Consider the following 23657-nt stretch of genomic DNA (forward strand, 5'->3'; position numbering starts at 1 on the left):
ATTATTGCTCTCGTGATTCACATTTTTTACCAATAGTAATATGCGGGGCAAAGTTACATGGCTTGTGCATTGAGTCTAACTGATCTTTTATAATACCTGTCCAGGCTGTTTTACATGCGCCCGTAGAGCCTGGCATACAAAAAATAACCGTGTTATTTGCAAGGCCTGCCAGTGCGCGAGATTGAATAGTTGAATTACCAATTTCGCCGTACGAAATATGTCTAAATAGCTCACCAAATCCATCTACGCTTTTATCAAACAGCGGTGCAAATGCCTCGGGTGTTGAATCACGCTCGGTAAAACCCGTACCACCGGTGACTAAAATAGCGTGAATAGTGTCATCGGCAATCCACTGTGAGGCAACTGCACGCATTTGATAAACATCATCTTTAACGATGTCTTTATCAGCTAAGTGATGGCCTGCTTCAGTAAGGGCTTTAATTAAATAATGGCCTGAGGTATCCGTTATTTCATCGCGTGTATCGCTTACTGTCATTACGGCAATGTTTAGTGCTATTTGTGACTCAGTTGTGTGGCTCATAGGGTTCTTCTCAATAAATTAGGTTTGTGTTGGTCAAATTGCTCATTAACAGCTTTAAATTGCGCCGGTGTATTAGTATTAACAAGCGCATGTGCTTTATCACATTTAAGCGTTTGCGCACCAATACTACGGGTAAACTGTTTAATTGATTTATGACTATTTGCGCTTATGAGTAATTGTTTTAAATGACGTTTAACGCTTTGGGTGTTACGAATATACAGGGGTAACGGTTCATTTTCAAAGTGCCATGCATGTATTTGTGGCTGATTTTTTTGAAAATGGGATTTATCACTTACTACAGATACTATTTGCGATAATAAATTACAGGTAAGCAGCGGCATATCTACAGCGGTTACAAGTATATCTTGCTCTGTTGCCATTAAGGTTGAATAAATCCCCCCAAGCGGGCCAGAATCAGGGTAAACGTCGGGTATGTATTGCGCAGTAGCACTTTGTACATTACGACTTATGAGTACATTACTTGCTCCTGCTGCTTTTAATAATTCACAGGCATTTTGCAGTAATGTTTTATTTTTTAAAATGAGATTGGCCTTATCGCTACCCATTCTTGATGATTGCCCACCAGCGAGCACAACCCCCGTAAATACTGCTTTATTGCTCATTTTAGCCGCCTAACATAGCTAAATGGGTTGTGGCGCCCGTTAAGCGCTTATCAAGCTCATGGCTAATAGTTTTGTTGCCCATTGCCGCTTGAATAGCGTTTACAGTAGCTGGCGTATCTTGCTCATTTAAATGCGGACGTAAATCTATACCTTGCTCAGCAAATAAGCACAAATATAATTTGCCTAATGACGATACTCTTAATCGGTTACAGCTTTTACAAAAATCTTTACTGTAGGGCATAATTAAGCCAATGCGACCCTCAAAATCGGGGTGACAAAACTCCTCTGCAGGGCCATTTAATTTACCTCTCACTACCTGTAACCAACCCTGTGCTAAAAGCTGTGTTTTAACACTTTGCCCGCTTAAATGATTTTGTTCAAAAAAGGTGGCGCCATTGCCTGTTTCCATTAGTTCGATAAAGCGTACCGTTACTTTTTTATATTTCACCCAGTTTAAAAAATCCTTTAATTGGTTTTTATTAAACTGCTTAGCCAGCACGGCATTTATTTTTATATCTTTTATGCCAAGCTCAATTGCTCGGTCTATCCCTTTTAAAATGTGGGTTAGCTTATCGTGCCCTGTAATTAATTTAAACATGCTCGGGTTTAAGCTATCAATACTAATGTTGAGCGCATCTAAGCCTGCACTATAAAACTCATCAATTTTATTAAATAAGTTAAAACCATTCGTTGTTATGGCTACTTTTTCTATGCCTGGCGTGTTTTTACATTGCTTTATAATATCGGTAACGTCACTGCGTAAACACGGCTCGCCGCCTGTAATACGCACTTTTTTAGTGCCTAATTGCGCAAATGCATTTACTAAGGTGTTTATTTCGCTTTTATTTAAAAAGTTTCGTGGAGTATCGCACTGATACCCATTTGGTAAACAATACGTGCAACTAAAGTTACACACATCGGTAATAGAGAGGCGCAAATAGTTAAACTGCCGACCAAATTGATCATTAAGCATATGCTTCCTTGTTTATTTACATTTCAACTGCAACATCAATACTTTGAGCGCTTTGCGTACTATGTTGCTTTATTAGTTGGCTTAACTGCGTTTTACACGAGCCACAGTTAGTGCCGCATTTTAGTTTAGACCCCAATTGTTCCACTGTATTTGCACCACTTTTAATGGCATTTATAATGGGCTGCTCACGTACTTTAAAGCAGCTACATACTTGTGCGCCTTGGGTAAACTCTTCATCGGGCGTGGCGTACAGCAATGACTGTAATTGGCTAAAGGTTATTAAAGTCTCTGCAAATAAATGGTTTATCCACTCAAGTGATATGTCTTTTTGAGAAGATGAAATTACCGCAACAAACACTAACTGCTCATTTTGAATGCATTGAACATGCATTGCTTTTGCACTGCCCATTGCTGACCACAGCCCTTGTAACCCTGTAAGGGTTTGGCAATAATAAAGTAAGTCATTTTGTGCCTCATTAAGTGCTAACTGGTAGTTAACACAATTACTTGCGTTAACTTTAAGCCAAAAGTCACTGTTTATTTTAAGCTCTGTTTTGCTAAAAATTTGCATGTACTGAGCAAACTGCGCTTTGACTAAATCAACGGCACCATGCTTACACTCAGCTTGGCCCGAAATCGGATCTACAACCGATTGATAGAGCCCACTTACTGTAGCGGATGAGGCAAATTGCTTGTTCCAATGAATAGGCATAAAACACTCGCCTTTGCGCACGGCATCCGTCACTTTAGCATGAGCTGTAACCTGCCCCGTTTTAGCATTTGCCGTTATTAAATCGTTTGCCTTTATGTTTAATTTGCTGGCGTCAATGGGGTTAACTTCAATATACGGGCGCGTTATGTGTGTTGAAAGCGCAGTACTTTTTCCGGTGCGGCTCATTGTATGCCATTGATCGCGTATTCGCCCTGAGTTCATTACAAAAGGGTAATCACTTGATGTTTGCTGCACAGGAAGTTTAGGCGTTATAGGTATAAAGCGAGCTTTTTTATCTGCGGTGCTAAATTGTTTATTAGCAAAAACCTGCCCATTCTTATATGGCTCATTTTTTAGTACTGGCCACATAACCGGTTTTAAATTATCGTATTGCTGCTGCGTAAGCCCTACTAAGCCTGATAAATTAAGCGCTCTGCTGCCGTTATTTTCAAAATCAGTTAGCTGAGCCCATTCATCAAAAATGCCGCTTGGATCTGTAAAGTCAAACCCTTCAAAACCCATTTTTTGAGCAACTGAGCATATTATTTGCCAATCGTTTTTTGCCCCCGAGAAAGGCTCAACTAACGGCCGCTGCCTTGATATTCTGCGCTCTGAGTTAGTTACTGTGCCGTTTTTTTCACCCCATCCGGTAGATGGAAACGCCACATTAGCAAATTTTAGGGTATCGCTTTTGGCAATACAGTCAGACACAACCACCAGCTCACATTGCTCAAGTGCATGTTGTATTGCTGCGTTATTAGGCAGGCTCACCATAGGGTTGGTGGCCATTACCCAAATAGCTTTTATTTTACCTTTGGCTATTTCATCAAACATATCAATCGCATTACAGCCTGCTTTTTTAGCTATTTTTGGTGAAAGCCAATAACGCTGTACAAGAGATTGATGTTCTTCATTTTCTATATCTAAGTGAGCCGCTAATTGATTAGCCAAGCCACCGACTTCACGCCCACCCATTGCATTAGGTTGCCCGGTTATTGAAAACGGACCACAGCCCGGTTTTAACAACTTACCTGACGCTAAATGCGCATTTATAATGGCGTTACACTTATCAACCCCTGAGCTTGATTGATTAATACCCATTGAATAAAAACTAATAGCAGTTGGACTTTTTGCAAATAAGGCGTAAAAGTCACTGACTAGCTGTACGTCAATATCACAAAAGTCACTTACCGCATTAACACTCCACTTTTTCGCCTCTGCAAGCGCGGTTTCAATACCGTTTGTATGCTCGTTAATAAACTGCGTATCTAAAAAGCTATGTTCACTTAAATAATTAAGTAAGCCGTTATAAAGTGCCCCGTCGCTGCCTGGTTTTATATTTAAAAAGGTATCGGCAAGTTCAGCTGTATCGGTTTTACGCGGATCAATAACAACTACTTTCATGTTTGGATTAAGCTTTTTTGCGCGCTCCATACGTTGATAAAGCACCGGATGCGTCCACGCTGCATTCGAGCCAATTAAAATAAGTAACTCAGTTTGCTCTAAATCTTCGTAGGTACATGGCACTACGTCCTCACCAAACGCACGTTTATAACCGGCAACCGCCGATGACATACACAGCCTTGAGTTTGTATCTATATTGCCTGAGCCTATATAGCCTTTCATTAATTTATTGGCAACGTAGTAATCTTCGGTGAGTAACTGCCCCGATACATAAAACGCGACCGAACCCGGCCCGTGCTCTTTAATAATGGCGTTAAATCTATTAGCCACATATTTGGTTGCAGCATCCCAGCTGACCGGTTCGTTATCAATAAGGGGCGATGTTAATCTGTTGTCGGTGCCGGTGGTATCTAACAAATGCGTGCCTTTAACACACAAGCGGCCAAAATTAGCAGGATGTTCGCGCATGCCTTCAAGTTTTGTTGGGGTATTATTTAATAATGAAATATCAACCCCGCACCCTACACCGCAATAAGCGCAAGTAGTTTGTTTAAGCAAAGGCGTGTTTGAACATGTGTTTAACGTTTTCATACTGCTCTCTTATTGTTGGCGTTAAGCGCTTTGTGATACTGGCTCATCTACTGGCGTTAGCGTGGCAATTTTATTATTAAGTGCGCTACTAATAACGCTTTGCACTAATTTTTCACAGCCTCCACAACCCGTACTTGCTTTAGTGGCTTGTTGCACTGTATTTAAGTCACTACAGCCTTGCATAACAGCGTGTTCAATAGTGTGTTTTGTCACTTTGTGGCACGCACAAATAATGGCATCACTTGGTAAATCATCAGCGCTTAGTTCGCCCGTTTCACCTGCAAGTGGCATTATTAAAGACTCTGCAGGCACACTAAGCTCTATACTATTTAAGTGGTACTGCAATAAATTATCGTAATCACTGGTATCGCCAACAAGTACAGCACCTATAAGTTTGTTGCCTTGCTCATTAGTGACTATTTTTTTGTAAATACCGTTTGGCTGATCCTCAAAGTAATAGCTAATTGCGCCTTCACTGCGGGCGTGGGCATCACCAATTGAACCTACTTCAACGCCCATTAATTTAAGCTTTGTGCTCATATCGGCGCCGCTAAATTCATCAGTATTGTTTGAATAATTGCTTAAAGGTGTGTCTGAAGCAGTACTTGAAAAAAGCTGTTTTAAAACATGCCCTGCCGCTACTTTTGCCATAGCGTAGCCCGGTGCTACAAGGCCAAAAATAAAGTTATTCCAAAGGGCGCATTCGCCTATTGCGTATATGTTTTTATCACTCGTTTGGCAATGATTGTTTATTACTATGCCGCCGCGCTCACCTAATTCTAAATTAAACTCGCGAGCCAAGTTATCGTATGGACGAATACCAGCTGAAAACACTATCATGTCGGTTTCTAGGGTTTGACCACCCTTAAAGCACATTTTATAACGGCTATTTTCACCCTCAATAATTTGCTCTGTAGCCACTGATGTATGAACTGTAACGCCCAGCTCGGTAATTTTCTTTTTAAGCAATCGACCACCAGCACCATCTATTTGTACACCCATAAGTTGTGGCGCAAATTCGATTACGTGAGTTTGCAAGCCAAGCTGCTTTAAGGCATTTGCGGCTTCTAGTCCTAATAAACCACCACCAATAACCACGCCGACTTTACTGTCCTGTGCAGATTTTTTTATGGCGTGTAAATCGTTAATGGTTCTGTAAACTAGGCAGTGCTCACGATCTTTACCTGGAATGGGTGGCACGAATGCAAATGAGCCCGTTGCCAGTATTAGCTTGTCGTACGTAAATGACTCACCTTTTGAAGTAGTCACCGTTTTTGCATCTCGGTTTATATCAACCACTTTAGAATGAGTATGAAAACTCACTTGCCAATCTTGATAGGCTTTACTACAGGTAAGTGCTAAATCGTCTTCGGTTTTACCTTTAAAAAAAGATGAAAGCTGAACGCGGTCATAAGCGAGGCGGTCTTCACCGCTGAGCACTGTAATATCAATATTTTTGCTATCACCTTGTTGCGATACTAGTTGCTGTACAAAATGATGCCCCACCATTCCGTTTCCTACGACGACAACACGCTGCTTAATTGGCATTAAAATCACCTGTTTGATTTAAAGTACTAAATTCATAAATTAATACTTCAAACGTATAATTTGTTATGTGGTTGTTATAGCAATATGCAAGCCAGATATATAAGCATTATATTTCAGCAAGTTATCCAACTTGGTGCACTGAAAGTAAAATGATAGCACCACAAGCTGGCGCTATTGCACCAACTTGTAACACGTTAAATTACGAGGATTAAACTGTGTCTAAGTACCTGTGTTTAAGTACTCAAAATTTGGCGCTTACCCACACCCACAGTTTTTGGGTGTCAACTTTGCCTGCCGCACTGTCGCCTGCTGAATAATCTGCATATTTAGCGCCCACGGCATAGGTTTTATTAATAGGCTTAACGTATTGCACATTAAGCTCTGAGCCTAAATCATCAACCCCATTGACGCTGTCGTTTGCATCAAAGTTGTGATACGCCACTAACCATTTACCGCCAAAGGCTTTACCATTTAAGCTTACATAAGTGTCATCAAGTCCTTGTGCAGGAGTTGCTAAAAACGTATCAGCCCAACCATTAAATTTATGCATTGTGGCAAGCGGCGTAGCAAAACCATAATCGCCATTATCAGAACCCAGTGATTCAATACCGGCTTTTAATGTAACGGTTTCAATACCTAAACCGCCTAAATCTATCCCGCCTTCAAATGCATAATAATCTGCGTCAAAATCACTCATGCTAGTTGATGCAGATTGCGTGGCGTACTCTGCTTTATAGTAAAATTTAATATCACTGAGCGTTTTATTTCCATTAAAAGACACGCCATAGGTATCTAAGCTGTCATCATCTACTGCGTCGTTACTTAATAAATAACTGTATAAAACCACCTTACCCACGCTTGTTTTAAAGCTTGCATTTATAAGGTGATCGGATGAATCAATATCTTTGCTATCGGCAAATATACGGTTGCGCTTGCTTATGTAGCTATAGTGCAAGTTAATATCATTAAACGTGTAATTTACTGTAGCAGCATCAAAGGTTTGTCTGTCTTGCCTAAAGCCAACATGGCCCACAAACCGTTGCCCATCAAGTGCTATTACTTGCCTACCCACTTTAATTGCTAAAGCATCTTTGGCGTATTTTATAAAACCCTGATCTACCTCTGTGGTTTCTGGGTCGGCTATTACTGAGTAATTAGTATTTTTACCCAGTGTATTATTATAATCGTCCACACCTAACAGGCTTCGGCTGTCTTCAACTTCAATAAGAGCAGAAAACCCATTCACTTCATCTGTTTTATGAGTGAGGCGTGTACGCAGCGTTAAGCTACTTGCATCTTTTAGTGCGTTATCTTGCTCTGCGCTTTCAAAACGCAGCCTAAAGTTAAGATCGGTTTGCGCCGCTTGGCTTATTGAAGGCGCAGTTAAGCTACCCAGTATAAAAATAATAGGTAAGTTTTTTTTATGATTAAACATGTTTATCTCTTAATTTTTAATTATGAGTACGCACATCAAGGCTATAAATAAACACAACGAAATACTTTTCCAGACTAAAACCGGATCGCGTTTCATTATTGAGTCTTTCGGGGCGGTACTTTTTAAATGTGGATTAGGTTTATTGATATCACTTATAAACTCAGAAAATGCGTGGTATCTGAATTCGGGTTTGGGAGCCAATGCTTTCATTAAAGCCTGATCTAACCAAAACGGGATATCTGCTCTGTGCTTTTGAATACTTGTGTATTGCCAGTGACTGTAATCTTTTGGTACATGATTATGCGCGAGTGGCTGATACGGCAATTTTGAACATAATAATTCGTACGCAACAACGCCTAGCGAAAATAAATCACTTTTAAAATCGGCGTGCATCGTTATAAGCGTCTCTGGTGCGGTGTAATCTACCGTACCTTGCGGGCAATCATCAGCAATTTGCTTTACCGACTCATCCATTGCCGCAACACTTACCGTGCCGTAATCGATTAATGTTACTTTGCCGTGAGCGTCTATCATCACGTTATCGAGTTTTAAATCGCGATGCACCATATCCAAACGCTGAAACGCTCTAAGTGCTTGTACTATTTGTTCAATAATACTGCGCACTTGGGTAATTTCTGGATGCGGCACATCATGCTTCCAATCACTCAGTGTTTGCCCGTCCATGTATTCGCAAATATGATATAAAAATCGGCTTTGCGATTGCGTATTTAAAACTTTCATTACATTGGGATGATTAATACGTTGCCCTACCCAGCCTTCTCTTATAAAGCCTTGAAGGTAGTGCACGTCGTCTTCAAAATTTACCGAAGGCGCTTTTAATACAACAGGCGGCGTATCGGGTGTTTGTTGCACTAAATAAATGTGCGAGCGGCTACTAGCATGTAATTCACGGATAACAGTAAAGTCATCAATTTTTTGGCCAACCTTTAACGGTGGCGGAATTTTTCGCCTCGTTAAAGAGTGATATAACTCGTCTAAATTTTGTTTTGCAATACTATTCACTTTTACAAGTAAGCAGCTTACGTTGTCGTCACTGCCTCTTGCTATGGCAAGCTCTGTCACTGCTTTTGCTGCGTGCTCTAAATTAGTATGCTCATCAATTAGCTTTTGTATATCACTGTATGGCAACACATCGTGTACACCATCGCAGGTAAGTATATAAATATCATCAGCTTTAAGTTCTACTTCGTATACATCAATTTCTTGATGAAGCTGTGCGCCTAAAGCCCGCGTTAGGGTATCGTTTACTTTATGGTCGCGTGTTATCGCTTCCATATTTTTTGCACGTAAACGCGTAATTCGGGTATCACCTAAATGAAAAATATAACCCGTAGCCGATTTTAAAATAAGCGCTGTAAACGTGGTCATCCAATCTGCTTGGCGCTGGCCAAGGTGATTGTAATTAACCGATTGAGAATTCAGCCACTGATTTAAACTGGCCAATACCTTAGATACCGACTTTTTAACGGCCCAACTTGGTGGTGTATTTAAATACTCATTTATAAAGTGCGTTACCGATAACTGTGACGCTTGTTTAGCATTTTTTGCTGATGAACACCCATCGGCCAAGCAGGCAATCACCCCTTTTGACTCTTTTTCTTGCGCTTGAGTATTAAGAGCAGCAAACGCATCTTGGTTTTCGGTTTTTATACCTTTGCTACTGTGCCCACCAAACTCAACGTTAAGTTCGTTTGTAAGTGCGCTGGCTTTTTGGGTTTCATCAAACATAAGGTTGCCTTAAGTCACAGAAATAAGTTCAACGGTGCCATCTTCGTTTACTTCTGTGATGTGGCCATCGGGTTCCTTCATGAAAAATAATGCACCTAAACCTAACAATGCACTGGCAGCGATAATCATAAAGAATGTTTGGTAATCAACTAACGAGAGCGCCGTTAAATATACAACAGCCCCTACATTACCGTAGGCACCTGTCATACCTGCAATTTGACCCGTTAAACGACGTTTAATAAGTGGCACTGCGGCAAATACTGCGCCTTCTCCTGCTTGAACAAAAAACGAACACGCCATGGCTGCTGCAACTGCAAGCCAAAGCGGCCAGCTTGCGTCAACTAAGCCCATAACAAAATAACCTACAGCTAGGCCTGTGGTAAGTACAATAAGTGTTTTACGACGACCCATTCTATCTGAAATCCAACCACCACCAGGGCGAGAGGCTAAGTTCATAAATGCATAAGCTGATGCTAATAAGCCTGCGTACACCATATCAAGACCAAATACTTCCATAAAAAATAATGGCAGCATAGATACAACAGCTAGCTCTGAGCCAAATGTAGTAAAATAAAGGATGTTTAAAACAGCAACTTGCTTAAAGTCGTAACGATGAGATTCTGGAACAGGTTGTTTAAAAATATGGCCGTTTATATCAAACGTTTTATACACTTCGTAAATATAAAGCAGCACTAAAAACACGTATGTGCCAATTACAAAATTGTCAGAAAGTAAGTTTGCGCCAGTAGGAGAAAGCTTCCAGGTAAGTAACGCCAATGCACCATACATAGGGAGTTTCATTATAAGTAGTAGTACAAAGTCACCTTTACTGGTTACTTCCATTGCCCCTACTTTTTTAGGCTTAAAGTACGTGCCACCTTTAGGTGTATCCGATACATTTAAGTACCAAATAACACCAAATATGACACTTAACACACCTGTTAAGCCAATCGCATAACGCCAGCCATCTTCGCCACCAAACATCAACGCTAATACTGGTAACAGCATTGCGGCTGCTGCAGAGCCAAAGTTACCCCAGCCACCATAAATACCCTCTGCTGTGCCTAATTCGTTTGCTGGGAACCACTCGCTCACCATGCGAATGCCCACAACAAAACCCGCACCAATAAAGCCAAGTGCAAAACGGGCGATAGCTGCTTGCTCAAACGTTGTTGCAAGTGCAAACATAAAACACGGAATACTACACGTAATAAGTAGTGCAGCGTAAACAATGCGAGGTCCAAATTTATCGGTTAGCATACCAACCACAACACGGGCAGGAATGGTTAAAGCCACATTTAGTATGAGGAGTGTTTTTACTTGAGCCATAGTGATGCCAAGCGAACCTGCAATAGCACCCAATAATGGCGCATGGTTAAACCAGACAAAAAATGAGATAAAAAACACCATCCAGCTTAAATGCAGTATTTTCATTTTTCCGCTAAACGATATGAGATTAAACCCAGAACTCGGTTGCATGTTATTTTTCCTTGTAACGATTGTTGTTTTAAGCAGTACATACTACTTTGGTAGCATATAAACCGCGCCAGTTGTTAAATTAACGTTAACCACATTCAGCAATTACTAAGCCAACAATTATTAATCAACCGATTCAAAGACTTGCATTTTTCACAGTTGATAATTATTTCGCTTTGCACTACTAAAGCAGATTAAATGTGCGTTAACAGTGCAAAGATTTTTAAAGCTTTACTTGCTCTGGGTTTTAACTACTTGGTATTGTTACAAAAAAATTTGAGCAAAAATTTATGCAAAAACCGCCATTAACTTATCAACAGCAATTACGTTATTCTCGCCACATTATGCTTGTACAACTTGATATAGATGGACAAGAAAAACTGTGGCAGTCTCATGCACTTATAGTTGGTTTAGGTGGTTTGGGCTGCCCGGTTGCGCAGTACTTGGCCGCCTCAGGTGTAGGAACATTAACGCTTGTAGATAACGATGTGGTTGATGCTACAAACTTGCAAAGGCAGGTGCTTTATAAGCAAACAGATGTGGGAAGCTTAAAAACACACGCAGCTAAGGCGCAATTAACTAGCTTAAATGATGAAATAGATATACATACAATCGATACATTTTTAGGTGAAAACTCAAACCTTGATGAGCTATTAAGTAATATTGATATAGTAATCGATTGCTCTGATAACTTGCCTACACGTAATTTGCTCAATAGCGCCTGTTTTAAGACAAAAACACCGCTCGTTTCGGGCTCTGCAATTAGAATGGAAGGCCAAGTTGCCTGCTTTACCATGCAGCAGCACAGCCACTGCTACGCGTGCTTATCGCAATTTTTTAATGAGCAAACACAAAGCTGCTCAGAATCGGGCGTGCTCTCGCCAATCGTAGGGTTAATTGGCAGCATTCAGGCCACAGAGGCACTAAAAATTATGGCGGGTTTGCCAAGTAGCTTAAGTGAACATTTGTTGCTGGTGGATGGGCTCAGCATGGAATTCAACCGCTTTAAAATTCCTAAAAACAGTCAGTGCCCCACGTGTAGTAAGTAGCTCGCGTTTTAATTATTTACTCTAGGTTATGGATAGCGGCACAAAGTGTATCGCCCACGTTATAATTACTTTGATCCCATACTCTTGCTGAAAGTAAGCAATACAATGTTTGCCCATCTACATTAAGTGTGAGCTGCCAATTGCTATCAATAACTTCAGCACTAGTCAGTATACAAACCAATACATTAGTGTTCTCTGAGTGTATTGGTTTAATAGCACTAATTGCAATTTGCTCGCTCTCTATAACTAGCTTACCACCTTGCTCAACGGCGCTTGGAGATACAAATAACTGCTGCTCGCTTTGTTTTATTTGAAGGTGATAAACAGCGTATTTTTCATCAAATTTAATAATGTCATAATTAAGTAAGCTCAGGGGTGTTTGTTTGTTGTTAGCATAAATAGCCTTGGCGACTAACCCACTTGGCCCTTGGTTTATCACCTTACCTTTTTCAAGCTGAATTAGAGTATCGCAGCAAAACAATAGCTCCTTTAAAGAGTGGCTCACTATTATAAATTTAATGTTAAATTTAGCTGCTAAATTACTCATAGTTGTTAGTGTTTTAAAGCGAAGTGGCCAGTCGAGCGCACTAAACGGCTCATCTAAAATTATAAGCTTTTGACCTGCCAACAATGTACGTGCAAACACCACTCGTTGACGCTCCCCGCCCGATAAACTTTGTACATTGCGTTTAAGAAGTGGCTGTAACTCAAGAGCTGTAATCACTTCTTGCTCAGATAAGTCGGTTTGCCTATTAGCGCAGTGCTTTTGAGTAAATGCTAAGTTGCCGGCAACATCTAAATGAGGAAATAACGGACACGATTGCACTTGCAGTGTTACTCCGCGTTTATCACTAGGTAAATGATGCACAGGCTGATTATTAATATAAATACTTTGCTTGCCTTCAAGGCCACTAATACAACGCAGCAATGTAGACTTACCTGATCCGGACGGACCAAAAACACCTGCAATATTAAACGACTCTAATTGCAGGTTTATATCTAAATTAAAGTTATTAAGTGCTTTAAATAGGGTTAATTTAATCATGTTATTGTTTAACCCCAACGATGCTTTTATTAAATTTGAACAACAGCACTAAACACGCAAATGAAATAGCCAATAATATAAGAGAAAGCTGATGCGCAGCCGCGTAATTTAGCGATTCAACATGGTCGTACAAAGCAATAGAAACCACTTGTGTTTGCCCTTGAATATTACCACCAATCATTAATACCAGACCAAATTCACCCAATGTATGCGCAAATCCCAAGGCAAACGCACTACCAATACTGGGCTTGAGTAATGGTAAAATTAAATACACAAAGCGTTTATAGTGGCTTAACCCCAATGCGATTGCAGCTTCATTATAGGTTTGGTTTATTTGTTTAAAACCTGCAACCAAAGGCTGCATTACAAACGGCAATGAATAAAAAAGAGAACCAATAACCACACCTTGAAAACTAAACGCAAGCTGTGTACCCGTTAACCAAAACCAAAACTGCCCAAAAGCGTGCGTAGGCGAAAAAAGAACCAATAAGTAAAAACCTAATAAAGTGGGCGGTAGTACCAAAGGCATAGCAATTAATGCCTCTAAAAAAGGTTTAAACTTACCTTTATAGCCAGCTAACTTATAAGCAACCGGAATGCAAAAAGCGAGTAGTAATATAGCGGTTATAAAGGCAAGTTTAATTGTTAACCACAGCGCAGTTAAATCACTTTGAAGCATTGCTGTCCTTTGATCTGTATCCTAATTCAATAAGCTTAAGTTGAGTGCTGCTTGATATTAAAAAATCCATAAGCTTTTTAGCACTCGCCATTTTTTTTGTCGATTTTATAATAACGCCTTGCTGGATAATATCGGGGTATTCACTCGCCTCTAGCACTTTGTAATCTAAATACTTAGGGTTTTGTGTATTGCTATACGCAGCTTTTAACGTAGACACCGCCACCAAACCAATTGATACATTACCACTTTGAACAAACTGAAAGGCCTGCGTAATGTTATTACCATATACGTAACTTATTGGCTTTTTAAAATGGGCATTAGCATAAAACTGCGATGCACGACCATAAGGTGAAAAACGCGGGTTAGCGATGGCTACTTTATTATTTACCTTATCAGCATTGGGCTGCCACAATGCAAGCTCACCTAATGCGTAGGTAACTAAGCTACTTTGACTTGCCAACCCTTCTTTTATTAATGCTTGCGGGCGAACATCATCTGCTGATAAAAACACATCGAACGGCGCACCATGTACAATTTGCGAATATAAAACCCCGCTTGAAGCGGCCGATATTTTTACTTGTACACCGGGTAAAGGTGATTCTTGCAGTAAAGTTTGTAACACAGTTTTAAAGTTACTCGCTACTGCGACATGCAATGTTTCTTTTGCGCTTAACGTGCTTGAGAACACACAAAATACAAACAAAAAATAACCCAGCAATGTATTGTAAAGCTTTGACATTATAAGTATTGTTTTAAAAATAAAATGATTTAAGTAAGCAATATATATGAACGATGTTTGCAATGCACCCGGTTTATTACCAATAGAAACGGCAATTCAAAACATACTAAGCTCTATCAATGCAATTTCGGATAATGAAACCATTCCTATTATGCAAAGTGTTGGCCGGGTTTTAGCCAGTGATGTTAAATCTAATATTAATGTGCCTGCTCACAATAACTCTGCTATGGATGGCTATGCTGTTTGTATTTCAGACAAAAGCTTAACCTATACACAAGTAGGGAGCGTATTTGCAGGGCAAACGTTTGAAGGCACACTTACTCCCGGACAGTGCGTAAGAATAATGACGGGAGCAGCCATTGCACCGGGTGCTAATGGCGTTGTAATGCAAGAAAACGCATCGGCTGATGGTGATCAAATCACATTCACTGCGCAGCCGGGCATTAATGAAAACATTCGTTTTGCCGGTGAAGACATTGCAATTAATGACGTTATTTTAGATGCAGGCGATAAACTCAAAGCCGTTGATGTAGGCTTACTCGCCTCTTTAGGTATTGCCGACATAAATGTTACTCGCAAATTAAAAGTCGCCGTGTTTTCTACAGGTGATGAGCTCATTGAGCCTGGACAGCCCCTTAAAAAAGGCGCTATTTATGAAAGTAACCGCGCCGTAATAATTAGTGCATTACAGCAACAAAACATAGATGTGCTTGATTTAGGTATCATCCGCGATGATAAAGCGCTCATTACTCAAGCTTTTTTAAGTGCAGATGAAAAAGCAGATGCTGTAATAAGTTCAGGTGGTGTATCGGTTGGCGAAGCTGACTTTACTAAAGAAGTATTAAATGAAATTGGTAATATCCATTTTTGGAAAATAGCCATGAAGCCAGGTAAACCTTTCGCTTTTGGTAAGTTACCGAACAGCTACTTTTTTGGCTTACCAGGTAATCCGGTATCAGCTGCAGTAACGTTTAATCAACTAGTAGAGCCTGCACTACAAAAGCTCTCTGGACTTGGGCAAGTAACCCCTAAAATGCATTTTAATGCTATTACAACATCAGTTGTTAAAAAACGCCCTGGCAGAGCCGACTTTCAACGTGCTACAGCTACAACAAATGAGCAAGGTGACTTGCTTGTAACGCCATTTAATAAACAAGGCTCAGGCGTACTTTCGTCACTCAGTAAAGCAAATTGCTTAATTGTAGTACCCGCACAAAGCGGTAGCATCGCAAAAGGTGAAACGGTAAGTATAGAGTTTTTGTAAAATATATTTCATAAAAACAAAAGCCCAACAAAGGTTGGGCTTTTCTTTATAAGTTAGTACTTTAAGCTAGTTAAAATAACGATTCGAAATCACCGTTAGGAAATAATACACCTGGGATCCCTCTCACTGCAGTAACTTCAGCAATTTTAGTATCACCAAAATATAGACCTCCACTGTAGTTACGACCTTTTTGTTTTACATCTAACCAACGGCCATTTTCACCTTTAGCAATAAGATTAAGGTTGCCACTTACATCTCTTATACGAAGATCTAAAGCTCTATTTTGTACACTCACAAAAATATCTGTTGAAGTAAGCTCTGATAAGTTTGCAGCATCACCCACATACGCAAATTTAAAATCACTCGCACCACTTAAGGGAAAATCTAGCTCAAAAGTAAATGCTAAATCGTCATTTTCTTCCCCTATAAATGGTGACGATTCCACTGCTGTAATATGAAAATCTGTATTTTGAATACTACTTTCGTAATTACCAACAAAATCGAATGTTGATAATGTGTTTGATACTTCACCAAATGAGTTTACAAAGCGCTCTAAGCTTAGCGATAAATCACCATCAAGCTTACCTTCAGCTTTACTAATAATTACATTGGTAGTTAACTGGGCAATGCCTGTCTCGGCATCTGGGTTTAACTCATTAACTACGTCAATTCCATCAAACTGTATAAGTAAATCGCTTACATCTACATTGAGCACTGTTTCACCATTAGTGATTGAAGCAGTCATCACGCCTTCAATTTGATCGCCAAGCACGCCGCTAACACGAAATGTCGGAATAGATAAATCTATAGTGATAGGTAAATCATCATATGTGCCGGTTATAACCCAAGCATAAGGCGATTTACTATAATCAATATCTAAGTCTCTAAGTTTATATTGCCCTGCTGGTGTCGAATCACCTGCTAATGGCGAGTAATTAGTAATAACTTCGTTTAGAGAGTTAATAAGTGCATTAAGCGTTTGCTGAGTATCCTCATCAAAAGCCCCCTCAAGCTCTTCAAATTTAGAATCCAGCTCATCTGAGTAACTTTTTTCTTGAAGCCTTGCAACACCAATAATATTACGAGTATCAACAAGTAATTCTCTTGAATCTAAGCTCTGAGTGTCTTGTGTTCTAGCTTGCCAATTAGAGTAGGTAGTGACACTTGCTATCGTTTGTTTTACTTCACCAGCAACGTTTTGTAATAACGCGCTGCCTTGCTCACTAAATAAATTATCGGTAACGTATTGCGCTGCCAACTCGCTATAATCCTGCCATGCTTGCTGGTCTTCTTGTTTAGTAGCAAAGTCAGTAAATGCATTTTCAACACTAAAACTTGTATCTGTGGCACCCGCGATTATTGCAGCGTAAGTAAATGCATTAGTCACCATTTCAGCTTCAACACTTGCACTTAAATTACTATGTGTTAAATGGTAAAAAGGAGTTACTGCTAAACTTGCTGCAACAGCACTGTAACCTTCATCAGAAATCGTTTTACTAAGCGGCGATAAATAAACTGTATTTACTCCTGGCGCACTAAAAGCACTCGCTTTGTAATTTAAAATGACCGCTGTTGACTCTTGATAATCAATCAAGCGGTTTTCGTTTAAATCGTTAATATCCCCACGAACAGTTCTACCACAACCTGTAAAACGAGGACATGTTAAAGTAGTATCATCTGGAATAAATTCAAAGCTGTTAAAGGTAAGTGGATCTACACTCACGCTTGCGGTGTTGATATCCTCTACTGCAATCGACTCTTGAACAACCCCATCGCTATTAATTACATTTAAAGTGCCTTGAGAAGGCTGCCAATTTGCAACATAAAAATTTACAGTGGAAGATGTTGAAGCAACAGTAACGGCAACACTTTGAGTATCATCACTATCAGATGAAGAACCACCGCAACCAGCTAATGCGATAACAGCCCCTAAAGGTAAGATTTGTTTTAGCATCTTCATTCCTTAAAACTTAATGTTCATATACCAATTCACATTTGCATAATAGGCTTTATCTAAATCTAAACTATCAGTTTGTAAATTAAGACCAAAATACTCGTTTTCTATACCAACCAAAAAAGCCTCACTTTTTGTTTCGTAACCAGCTTGCACTTTCCAGTGGTCCCAAAAGTGAACACGCCCTTTTACCTGATTAAATGTGTCTTGATCGTAGCGTTTAATTGTTAGCTGGGTAGAAAAGCGCTCATTAATTCTGTAATCAGCAAATGCTTGTAAACGCATCTCCATTTCTAAATCATGTGATTGCGTGTTTCCATATGCAGATGTTTGTAGTGAAACTGTTGGCTGAGTAACAATATCGCCATTATCGTCTTCACTAAAAGGGATCTCTGTTGTTTGCCCTTTTACAGAACCACTATCGTCGTAATCAGTGTTATAAAGTAAATCTTTTACACTAAGGCCTACTTGAAGCTCATCGTTTACTTGCCAATCAGCAAAAATATCCAGGCTATAGCCTAAGCCATCAGGCCTATCAGAAGGAGTAAACTCTTTAAATAATATGTCTCTTGAAAAGTTGTAATCTACGGTTACAGCTCCTTCAATTTCATCACTGTATATTTGACCGTTTACAGTTGCATCTTGGAAGTGAGAGCTGGCAAAAATAGATAGCTTGGGTGTAATCGTTAATGCGCTTTTGTCTAAAAATTTAAAGTCATACGATACAAAAACACCATTAGAAGTTGCTTGTTTAGCATCTAGATAATAAGTGTAAAACCTATCTTCAAAAGCTAAATCGTTTTTTTCTGTATGTGTATATAGCGCAGTATCAGGATCAAAATTAAGTACGTAATCGTAACGGCTCTGTAAGCCAACTTTAAAATTTCCGTAACCAACACCTACTTCAAATATATTGTAGGTAAATGCACTATCACCCGATTTAAGTGGCGCATCAAAATCATCAACAAAGGCTTGTACTGGTTGTGCCTCGGTATAAATTTCTGCGTCAAAGTGAGTAAAAATTTGAAATTGATTATCTGCGGATGCAAGTGGAGAAATAAGAGCTGTCGAAAATCCTACCAAGAGAATTTTTTTTTTCATAATAAAATCGCTTTCTATAAAAAAAGGGAAAAGCACACGGCTTTTCCCTTTTAAAGTTTTAAATTACTTACTTGCGTCGATTAAATCAACATCTGTGTAATCAATTACTTCATCATCAATATACGTAATCGACACCCCATTTGTTACTTTAGTTGCTGTACCAAAGGTCATCATCATGCCATCGTACATCGCTTTAACATCGCCCATGTAACCTGCAGATTCAGTACCTGACATAGACAAGGTGTAGCCCATTGCGGCGTCGCCATTTACTTTAATTTCAAACATGGTTTTGTCTTCGTCACCACTACCATCAACCTCATACATAACACTAAAGTCTAAATCACCCGACACACCAGCTGCTTCTAGCATTGTTATGTCTGCGTTTTCCATGACGCTTAGGTTTAGCATACCCATAAAACTTGAGTCACCATCCATAATTTCAACACGATTCCAAGCTTCAGACTTAATTAGCTCAGCGTCATCTACTGAACTTGCATCTACTGCTTCGTCAAACGTAAATACTAAACATGAATCAATTTGTGTAGAGTCAGTAATCGTACCATCAGCAAATGCTTGACACTCTTCAAGTGCATCTTCGGCTACATCACCTGTAACAATCTCAACTGTTGCGTCGCCTTCAGTAGTTAGCATACCGCCCCAGGCAACAACTAATTGGTTATCTTGATAAGCTGCAGACGCTGTAATCATGCTATCTGTAATCGAGTTTATAAGCACTAAAGTTAAATCGTCTAAGCTATATTCGTAAGCCCACTCAGGTTGACGAGTAGAAGTGCCTTCACCTGAGTTACCCATCTCAGCTAATTCACCAATAACGTCTGCTAAAACATCAGCTGCATCAACAACAGCGTGGCCACCAGAGTTCGTAAGTACCGTCATTGTAGAAAGTGACATTGAGGTTTCTTTAACCGACGCTGTTGCAACCGCAAGCTCTGCTTCTGCTTTAAGACCAAGTGCGGTTACTAGCTGAGCATTAGCAAGTAAAGCCTGAGTTACAGCAGCTTTGGCCATCATTTCTGCACTTTCAACTAACTCTGTGGCTTCAGCCATATCAGCTTCAGTTACTGCTACAGCTTCATATTCCGTTGCAGCTTCTAATGCTTGTTCAATCGCAAGCTCAAGTGCATATACAGCAGCAGAAAACTCTGACGCAGCAGCTATCGCAACATCAACTGATTCAACAGTTGCTTGTGCATCGTCACTCGAGTCAACGGCAGCTTGCGCATCAGCAAGTGCACTTGTTGATGCGGCTTCAGCAGTATCTGCAACTGATTTCTTAACATCTGCGGCATCGGCAGTGTTTAGCGCAATTTCTTTAGCAGCTTCAACTTCAATTCCGTATTCAGTAATAGCGGCTTCTGCATCAAGAACTAACTGTGCTAGCGCTGCATCATATGTACTTACGTTTTCAACTTCTTTTAAAGCTAATGCCTGTAGCGCAGTTGCAGAACCCTGTATGCTTTGATAGTCAGAGCTTTGAGTTACAAGTAAAGACGCGGTGCTAACATAACCTTGTGCTTTAACATAAATTATATTTGTCGCAATTGCTAAACCAGCAGCTTCAGCTTCATTTTCAAGTGCAGCTACAGCCGCAACAAACTCAATTGCAGTCGCTGCGTCAGTTACGGCATCACCGATTTCTTGAACATCAGCAAGCATTTCTTCAGCTGAATCTATAGATGTTTGTAGAGCAGTAAGCTCAGTAGAAGATGCATCAATTTGCGCTGATAACGCAACCGCTAAATCTGCAAAAAAGTCATCATCTGCAACACACTCATCGCCAGTACAACCCAGCTCTTCTAAAGCACTTTGTACTACAGAAGCAATCTCTGCCAGCTCTGCATCGGTTGCTGCACCGTTTTTAACTGCGTTGTCTTTTGCTTCTTTTGCTTTAGCTGCAATACCAGCGGAGTTTTGTGCAAATGCATTAATCTCAGCAGTTGATGCATTAGGGTTATTAGCTAAGTAGGCTGCTTCTAATGCCGTTTTAATTGCACCTTCATCACCCGTTGCAATAGCTACAAACACGCTTGCAGTGCTAGATACAGAAGTCTGCAATGTTGCAGCAATATCAGTTGTACTTAAAGTACCAGCCGCAATACCGGCTTTAATACTTGCCATAGCATCTGAAATTGATGGTAAGCCTTGTACCGAAGACGACAACTGAGCAAGCATCAACACACCTTGTGAAAGGCTTTCTTCGCCGTCTACATCACTTAAATCTACCGCGCCACCATTTGATAGATCACCAATAAGTGCAGATAATAAAATTGCTGCATCTGGTCCTAAAACCTGAATTACTGTATTTAAGTTTGTTGAGGCAATAGTTTCAGAGTCAATTTCACCCTCGACTTCAAGCAGAGTTTGAGCAACTAGCGAAGTTAAAAAGGTTACGTTAGCTTTAAACGAACGTGCTACGTTTGCATCGCCTGCTGCGCCGCTCGCCTCAGATGAGTCGGCTTCTGCTGCCGCTACATATTTAACAACGGAAAGCTCTAGATCTGTTTTATACCACTCACCAAATTCAATGTTTGTGTCACCATCGTTAACATCATCTTCTTCAGGGGCTTCATCGTAAGTTCCACAACCGACGTAAGCGTCACATCTTAAGAAACTATCATCGCCTTCTTCTGAGGTAGTCACTGTAATATATACAGGGCCAGAAAAATCATCTTCTAAGTAAATGCTGTAGCGACCACTATCGTTAGTGATTAGCGCATCAGGGTTACCTGCAATTTTGCTTGCTTCTACTGCCGCATCTGCCGTATCTTGAGAAGTTGCCTCGCCTGTAAACGTTTCAACATCAGCTGAGGCTTCTAATCTAAATGCAACAGGTACACTTTCGCCCGATGTGCCTAAAGTCATTACGCTGACAACGGCGCCTTTCATAGCACCTTTAACAGCTTTACCTGTTACTTCTACATTAAATTGTGCTTCATCAGATGATGTTACCGATTCAACGGGAGGAACGTAAATGTTTCTATCGTTGTCTGAACCACAACCAGCTAAACCTAATGTTAGTGCAACAGAAGCTGCGATTGGGGTAATCTTAGTCATACGTTGTGCCATTTATCTCTCCTAGATAGCCTGCAATGAGTACCAGTAATTATTTTATTAATATGAATGTTAAGATTTACATAAAATACAAACGCATACACAATTAAAACCTTTACTACCAGTAGGTTGAATTTATGTTAAATAATATTTTTTTTGCAACCTTCCTATACAATTAAAGTGAATGTTTTTAAAACAAGTCAAACGATGCTTTTTTATAACCTTTACCATTTTTCAATAACATATGTTAAAGACATTAAAAAGCATTGCTCTAACGTACAATATATCCACTATGTTAAGTGAATATTACATTTAATTTAGTTTGTTAATAAGATTCTTCAAGTAAATGCTGCATATACATGTAAAAAAACTCATTTAGGAGTGTGTAGTGAAAAATCATGAGACTTTAAAGGCGGGTTTCTAGAGGGATAGCCTGAACACAAAGTTTATAACGTGATGAATCAATATGAATTTTAGCTAAACATTAACGGCAACGCTTGTTGCCGTTAATGAGAACGTAAAACTATTGAGGAACCTTTACTAACCCCTCCATCAGTACGCGAGCGCTTCGGCTCATACTGGCTTTGGTAACTTGCCAGTCACCCTTTATATTTTTAGCTTCGGCTCCTACTTTTAACGTGCCCGAGGGGTGACCAAAGTTAACTTCGTTTAACGCACCGCCACCAGCTGCAATATTTACAAGTGTGCCTTCAATAGCTGCAGCTGTGCCAATAGCAACTGCGGCTGTACCCATCATGGCATGGTGAAGCTTACCCATCGACATTGCGCGTACTAATAAGTTAATACTGTTTGCACTAATATGCTTATTACTCGACGATGTGTAGTCTGCGGGTTTAGCAACAAACGCTACTTTAGGTGTATGTTGGCGCGCTTGTGCTTCGTCAATATTAGTAATTAACCCCATTTTTACTGCGCCATAAGCACGAATAGTTTCAAGCTTTTCAAGCGCTGCAACATCATTATTTATGTCATCTTGTAGCTCAGTGCCGGTATAGCCAATATCGCTTGCATTGATAAATACAGTAGGAATGCCTGCGTTGATCATGGTCGCTTTTAAAGTGCCAATACTTGGTACTTCTAAGTCATCCACTACATTGCCTGTTGGAAATAACGCGCCATCACCGTCGGCTGGGTCTAAAAACTCAAGTTTTACCTCAGCGGCAGCAAAGGTAACACCGTCGAGCTCAAAATCACCGGTTTCTTGTACTTCACCATTGGTCATAGGCACATGAACTAAAATACTTTTTTTAATATTTGCTTGCCACACACGCACAATAGCAACGCCGTTGTCGGGCACTGTATTTTTTTCAACTAAGCCATTCGTTATCGCAAATGCACCTACAGCTGAAGTTAAATTACCGCAGTTACCGCTCCAATCTACAAACGGCTTATCAATGGCAACTTGACCAAATAAATAATCAACATCGTGATTAGGTTGCTCACTTTTACTTAAAATAACTGTTTTACTGGTACTTGATGTAGCACCGCCCATACCATCGGTTTGTTTGCCGTATGGATCAGGGCTGCCTATAACACGTAGTAATAAATTATCGCGCGCCTCACCTGGCACTTGGGCGGGCTTTGGCAAATCAGTTAAATTAAAAAACACGCCTTTACTGGTGCCGCCACGCATGTAAGTTGCCGATACTTTAATTTGTGGTTTAAACATAGTGTACGCCCC

The 23657-nt window shown here is 40.1% G+C and carries 17 protein-coding genes; 2 read left to right on the top strand and 15 right to left on the bottom strand.

Features of this window, described 5'->3' with window-relative positions:
* Nucleotide 1: 1 nt before the first annotated feature.
* From moaB to J8L73_RS09015, 8 genes are all read right to left on the bottom strand, one after another.
* On the bottom strand, nucleotides 2-541 hold the full coding sequence (gene moaB / locus J8L73_RS08980; RefSeq protein WP_004587753.1) for a molybdenum cofactor biosynthesis protein B: 540 nt from the start codon (nucleotides 539-541) through the stop codon (nucleotides 2-4).
* Nucleotides 538-1164, bottom strand: a complete 627-nt coding sequence (locus J8L73_RS08985) for a molybdenum cofactor guanylyltransferase (RefSeq protein ID WP_211016406.1) — start codon at nucleotides 1162-1164, stop codon at nucleotides 538-540. Before J8L73_RS08985 ends, moaB begins: the two co-directional genes overlap by 4 nt.
* A 1-nt stretch (nucleotide 1165) precedes the next feature.
* Nucleotides 1166-2137 (bottom strand): GTP 3',8-cyclase MoaA, encoded by a 972-nt coding sequence (gene moaA / locus J8L73_RS08990; RefSeq protein WP_211016408.1) that lies wholly within the window; start codon nucleotides 2135-2137, stop codon nucleotides 1166-1168.
* 16 nt (nucleotides 2138-2153) lie between these two features.
* Nucleotides 2154-4844 (bottom strand): nitrate reductase, encoded by a 2691-nt coding sequence (locus tag J8L73_RS08995; RefSeq protein WP_211016410.1) that lies wholly within the window; start codon nucleotides 4842-4844, stop codon nucleotides 2154-2156.
* 21 nt (nucleotides 4845-4865) lie between these two features.
* Entirely contained in the window at nucleotides 4866-6392 is a 1527-nt protein-coding gene (locus J8L73_RS09000; protein ID WP_211016412.1) for an FAD-dependent oxidoreductase, read from the bottom strand.
* Between the two features lie 241 nt (nucleotides 6393-6633).
* The gene (locus tag J8L73_RS09005) at nucleotides 6634-7827 is read right to left on the bottom strand and encodes an alginate export family protein (protein WP_211016414.1); all 1194 of its coding nucleotides are present in this window, start codon (nucleotides 7825-7827) and stop codon (nucleotides 6634-6636) included.
* A 9-nt stretch (nucleotides 7828-7836) separates the two neighbouring features.
* Nucleotides 7837-9576 (bottom strand): bifunctional protein-serine/threonine kinase/phosphatase, encoded by a 1740-nt coding sequence (locus tag J8L73_RS09010; protein WP_211016415.1) that lies wholly within the window; start codon nucleotides 9574-9576, stop codon nucleotides 7837-7839.
* A gap of 9 nt (nucleotides 9577-9585) precedes the next feature.
* On the bottom strand, nucleotides 9586-11055 hold the full coding sequence (locus J8L73_RS09015) for a NarK family nitrate/nitrite MFS transporter (protein WP_211016417.1): 1470 nt from the start codon (nucleotides 11053-11055) through the stop codon (nucleotides 9586-9588).
* A 287-nt stretch (nucleotides 11056-11342) separates the two neighbouring features.
* On the opposite strand from J8L73_RS09015, the gene moeB reads away from it, so the two are divergent.
* Nucleotides 11343-12101, top strand: a complete 759-nt coding sequence (gene moeB, locus J8L73_RS09020; RefSeq protein WP_211016419.1) for a molybdopterin-synthase adenylyltransferase MoeB — start codon at nucleotides 11343-11345, stop codon at nucleotides 12099-12101.
* Nucleotides 12102-12117: 16 nt separating this feature from the next.
* Here moeB and J8L73_RS09025 read toward each other — a convergent pair whose 3' ends face one another.
* The 3 genes from J8L73_RS09025 to modA are packed head-to-tail and all read right to left on the bottom strand — an operon-like array spanning nucleotide 12118 to nucleotide 14564.
* Nucleotides 12118-13146: an ATP-binding cassette domain-containing protein gene (locus J8L73_RS09025; RefSeq protein ID WP_211016421.1), complete on the bottom strand. Its 1029-nt coding sequence runs from the start codon at nucleotides 13144-13146 to the stop codon at nucleotides 12118-12120.
* Between the two features lies 1 nt (nucleotide 13147).
* Nucleotides 13148-13825 carry a molybdate ABC transporter permease subunit gene (gene modB, locus J8L73_RS09030; RefSeq protein ID WP_211000522.1) on the bottom strand — a complete coding sequence of 226 codons (678 nt, stop codon included), beginning with the start codon at nucleotides 13823-13825 and terminating at the stop codon, nucleotides 13148-13150.
* A complete protein-coding gene (modA, locus tag J8L73_RS09035; RefSeq protein WP_211016423.1) occupies nucleotides 13812-14564 on the bottom strand; it encodes a molybdate ABC transporter substrate-binding protein in 753 nt (250 codons plus the stop codon). The genes modB and modA overlap by 14 nt, the downstream gene beginning before the upstream one ends.
* 46 nt (nucleotides 14565-14610) lie before the next feature.
* Here modA and glp point away from each other — a divergent pair, with 46 nt between their 5' ends.
* Nucleotides 14611-15828 (top strand): gephyrin-like molybdotransferase Glp, encoded by a 1218-nt coding sequence (gene glp, locus J8L73_RS09040; protein WP_211016425.1) that lies wholly within the window; start codon nucleotides 14611-14613, stop codon nucleotides 15826-15828.
* Nucleotides 15829-15898: 70 nt separating this feature from the next.
* On the opposite strand, the gene J8L73_RS09045 is transcribed toward glp, so the two are convergent.
* From J8L73_RS09045 to prpF, 4 genes are all read right to left on the bottom strand, one after another.
* Entirely contained in the window at nucleotides 15899-17782 is a 1884-nt protein-coding gene (locus tag J8L73_RS09045) for a hypothetical protein (RefSeq protein ID WP_211016427.1), read from the bottom strand.
* A gap of 9 nt (nucleotides 17783-17791) precedes the next feature.
* The gene (locus J8L73_RS09050) at nucleotides 17792-18883 is read right to left on the bottom strand and encodes a hypothetical protein (protein WP_211016428.1); all 1092 of its coding nucleotides are present in this window, start codon (nucleotides 18881-18883) and stop codon (nucleotides 17792-17794) included.
* A gap of 63 nt (nucleotides 18884-18946) precedes the next feature.
* Nucleotides 18947-21970, bottom strand: a complete 3024-nt coding sequence (locus J8L73_RS09055) for a hypothetical protein (protein ID WP_211016430.1) — start codon at nucleotides 21968-21970, stop codon at nucleotides 18947-18949.
* Between the two features lie 508 nt (nucleotides 21971-22478).
* Nucleotides 22479-23645, bottom strand: a complete 1167-nt coding sequence (prpF, locus tag J8L73_RS09060; protein WP_211016432.1) for a 2-methylaconitate cis-trans isomerase PrpF — start codon at nucleotides 23643-23645, stop codon at nucleotides 22479-22481.
* Nucleotides 23646-23657: the final 12 nt, after the last annotated feature.

Source organism: Pseudoalteromonas sp. MMG006 (assembly GCF_018101025.1).
Lineage (GTDB): Bacteria > Pseudomonadota > Gammaproteobacteria > Enterobacterales > Alteromonadaceae > Pseudoalteromonas.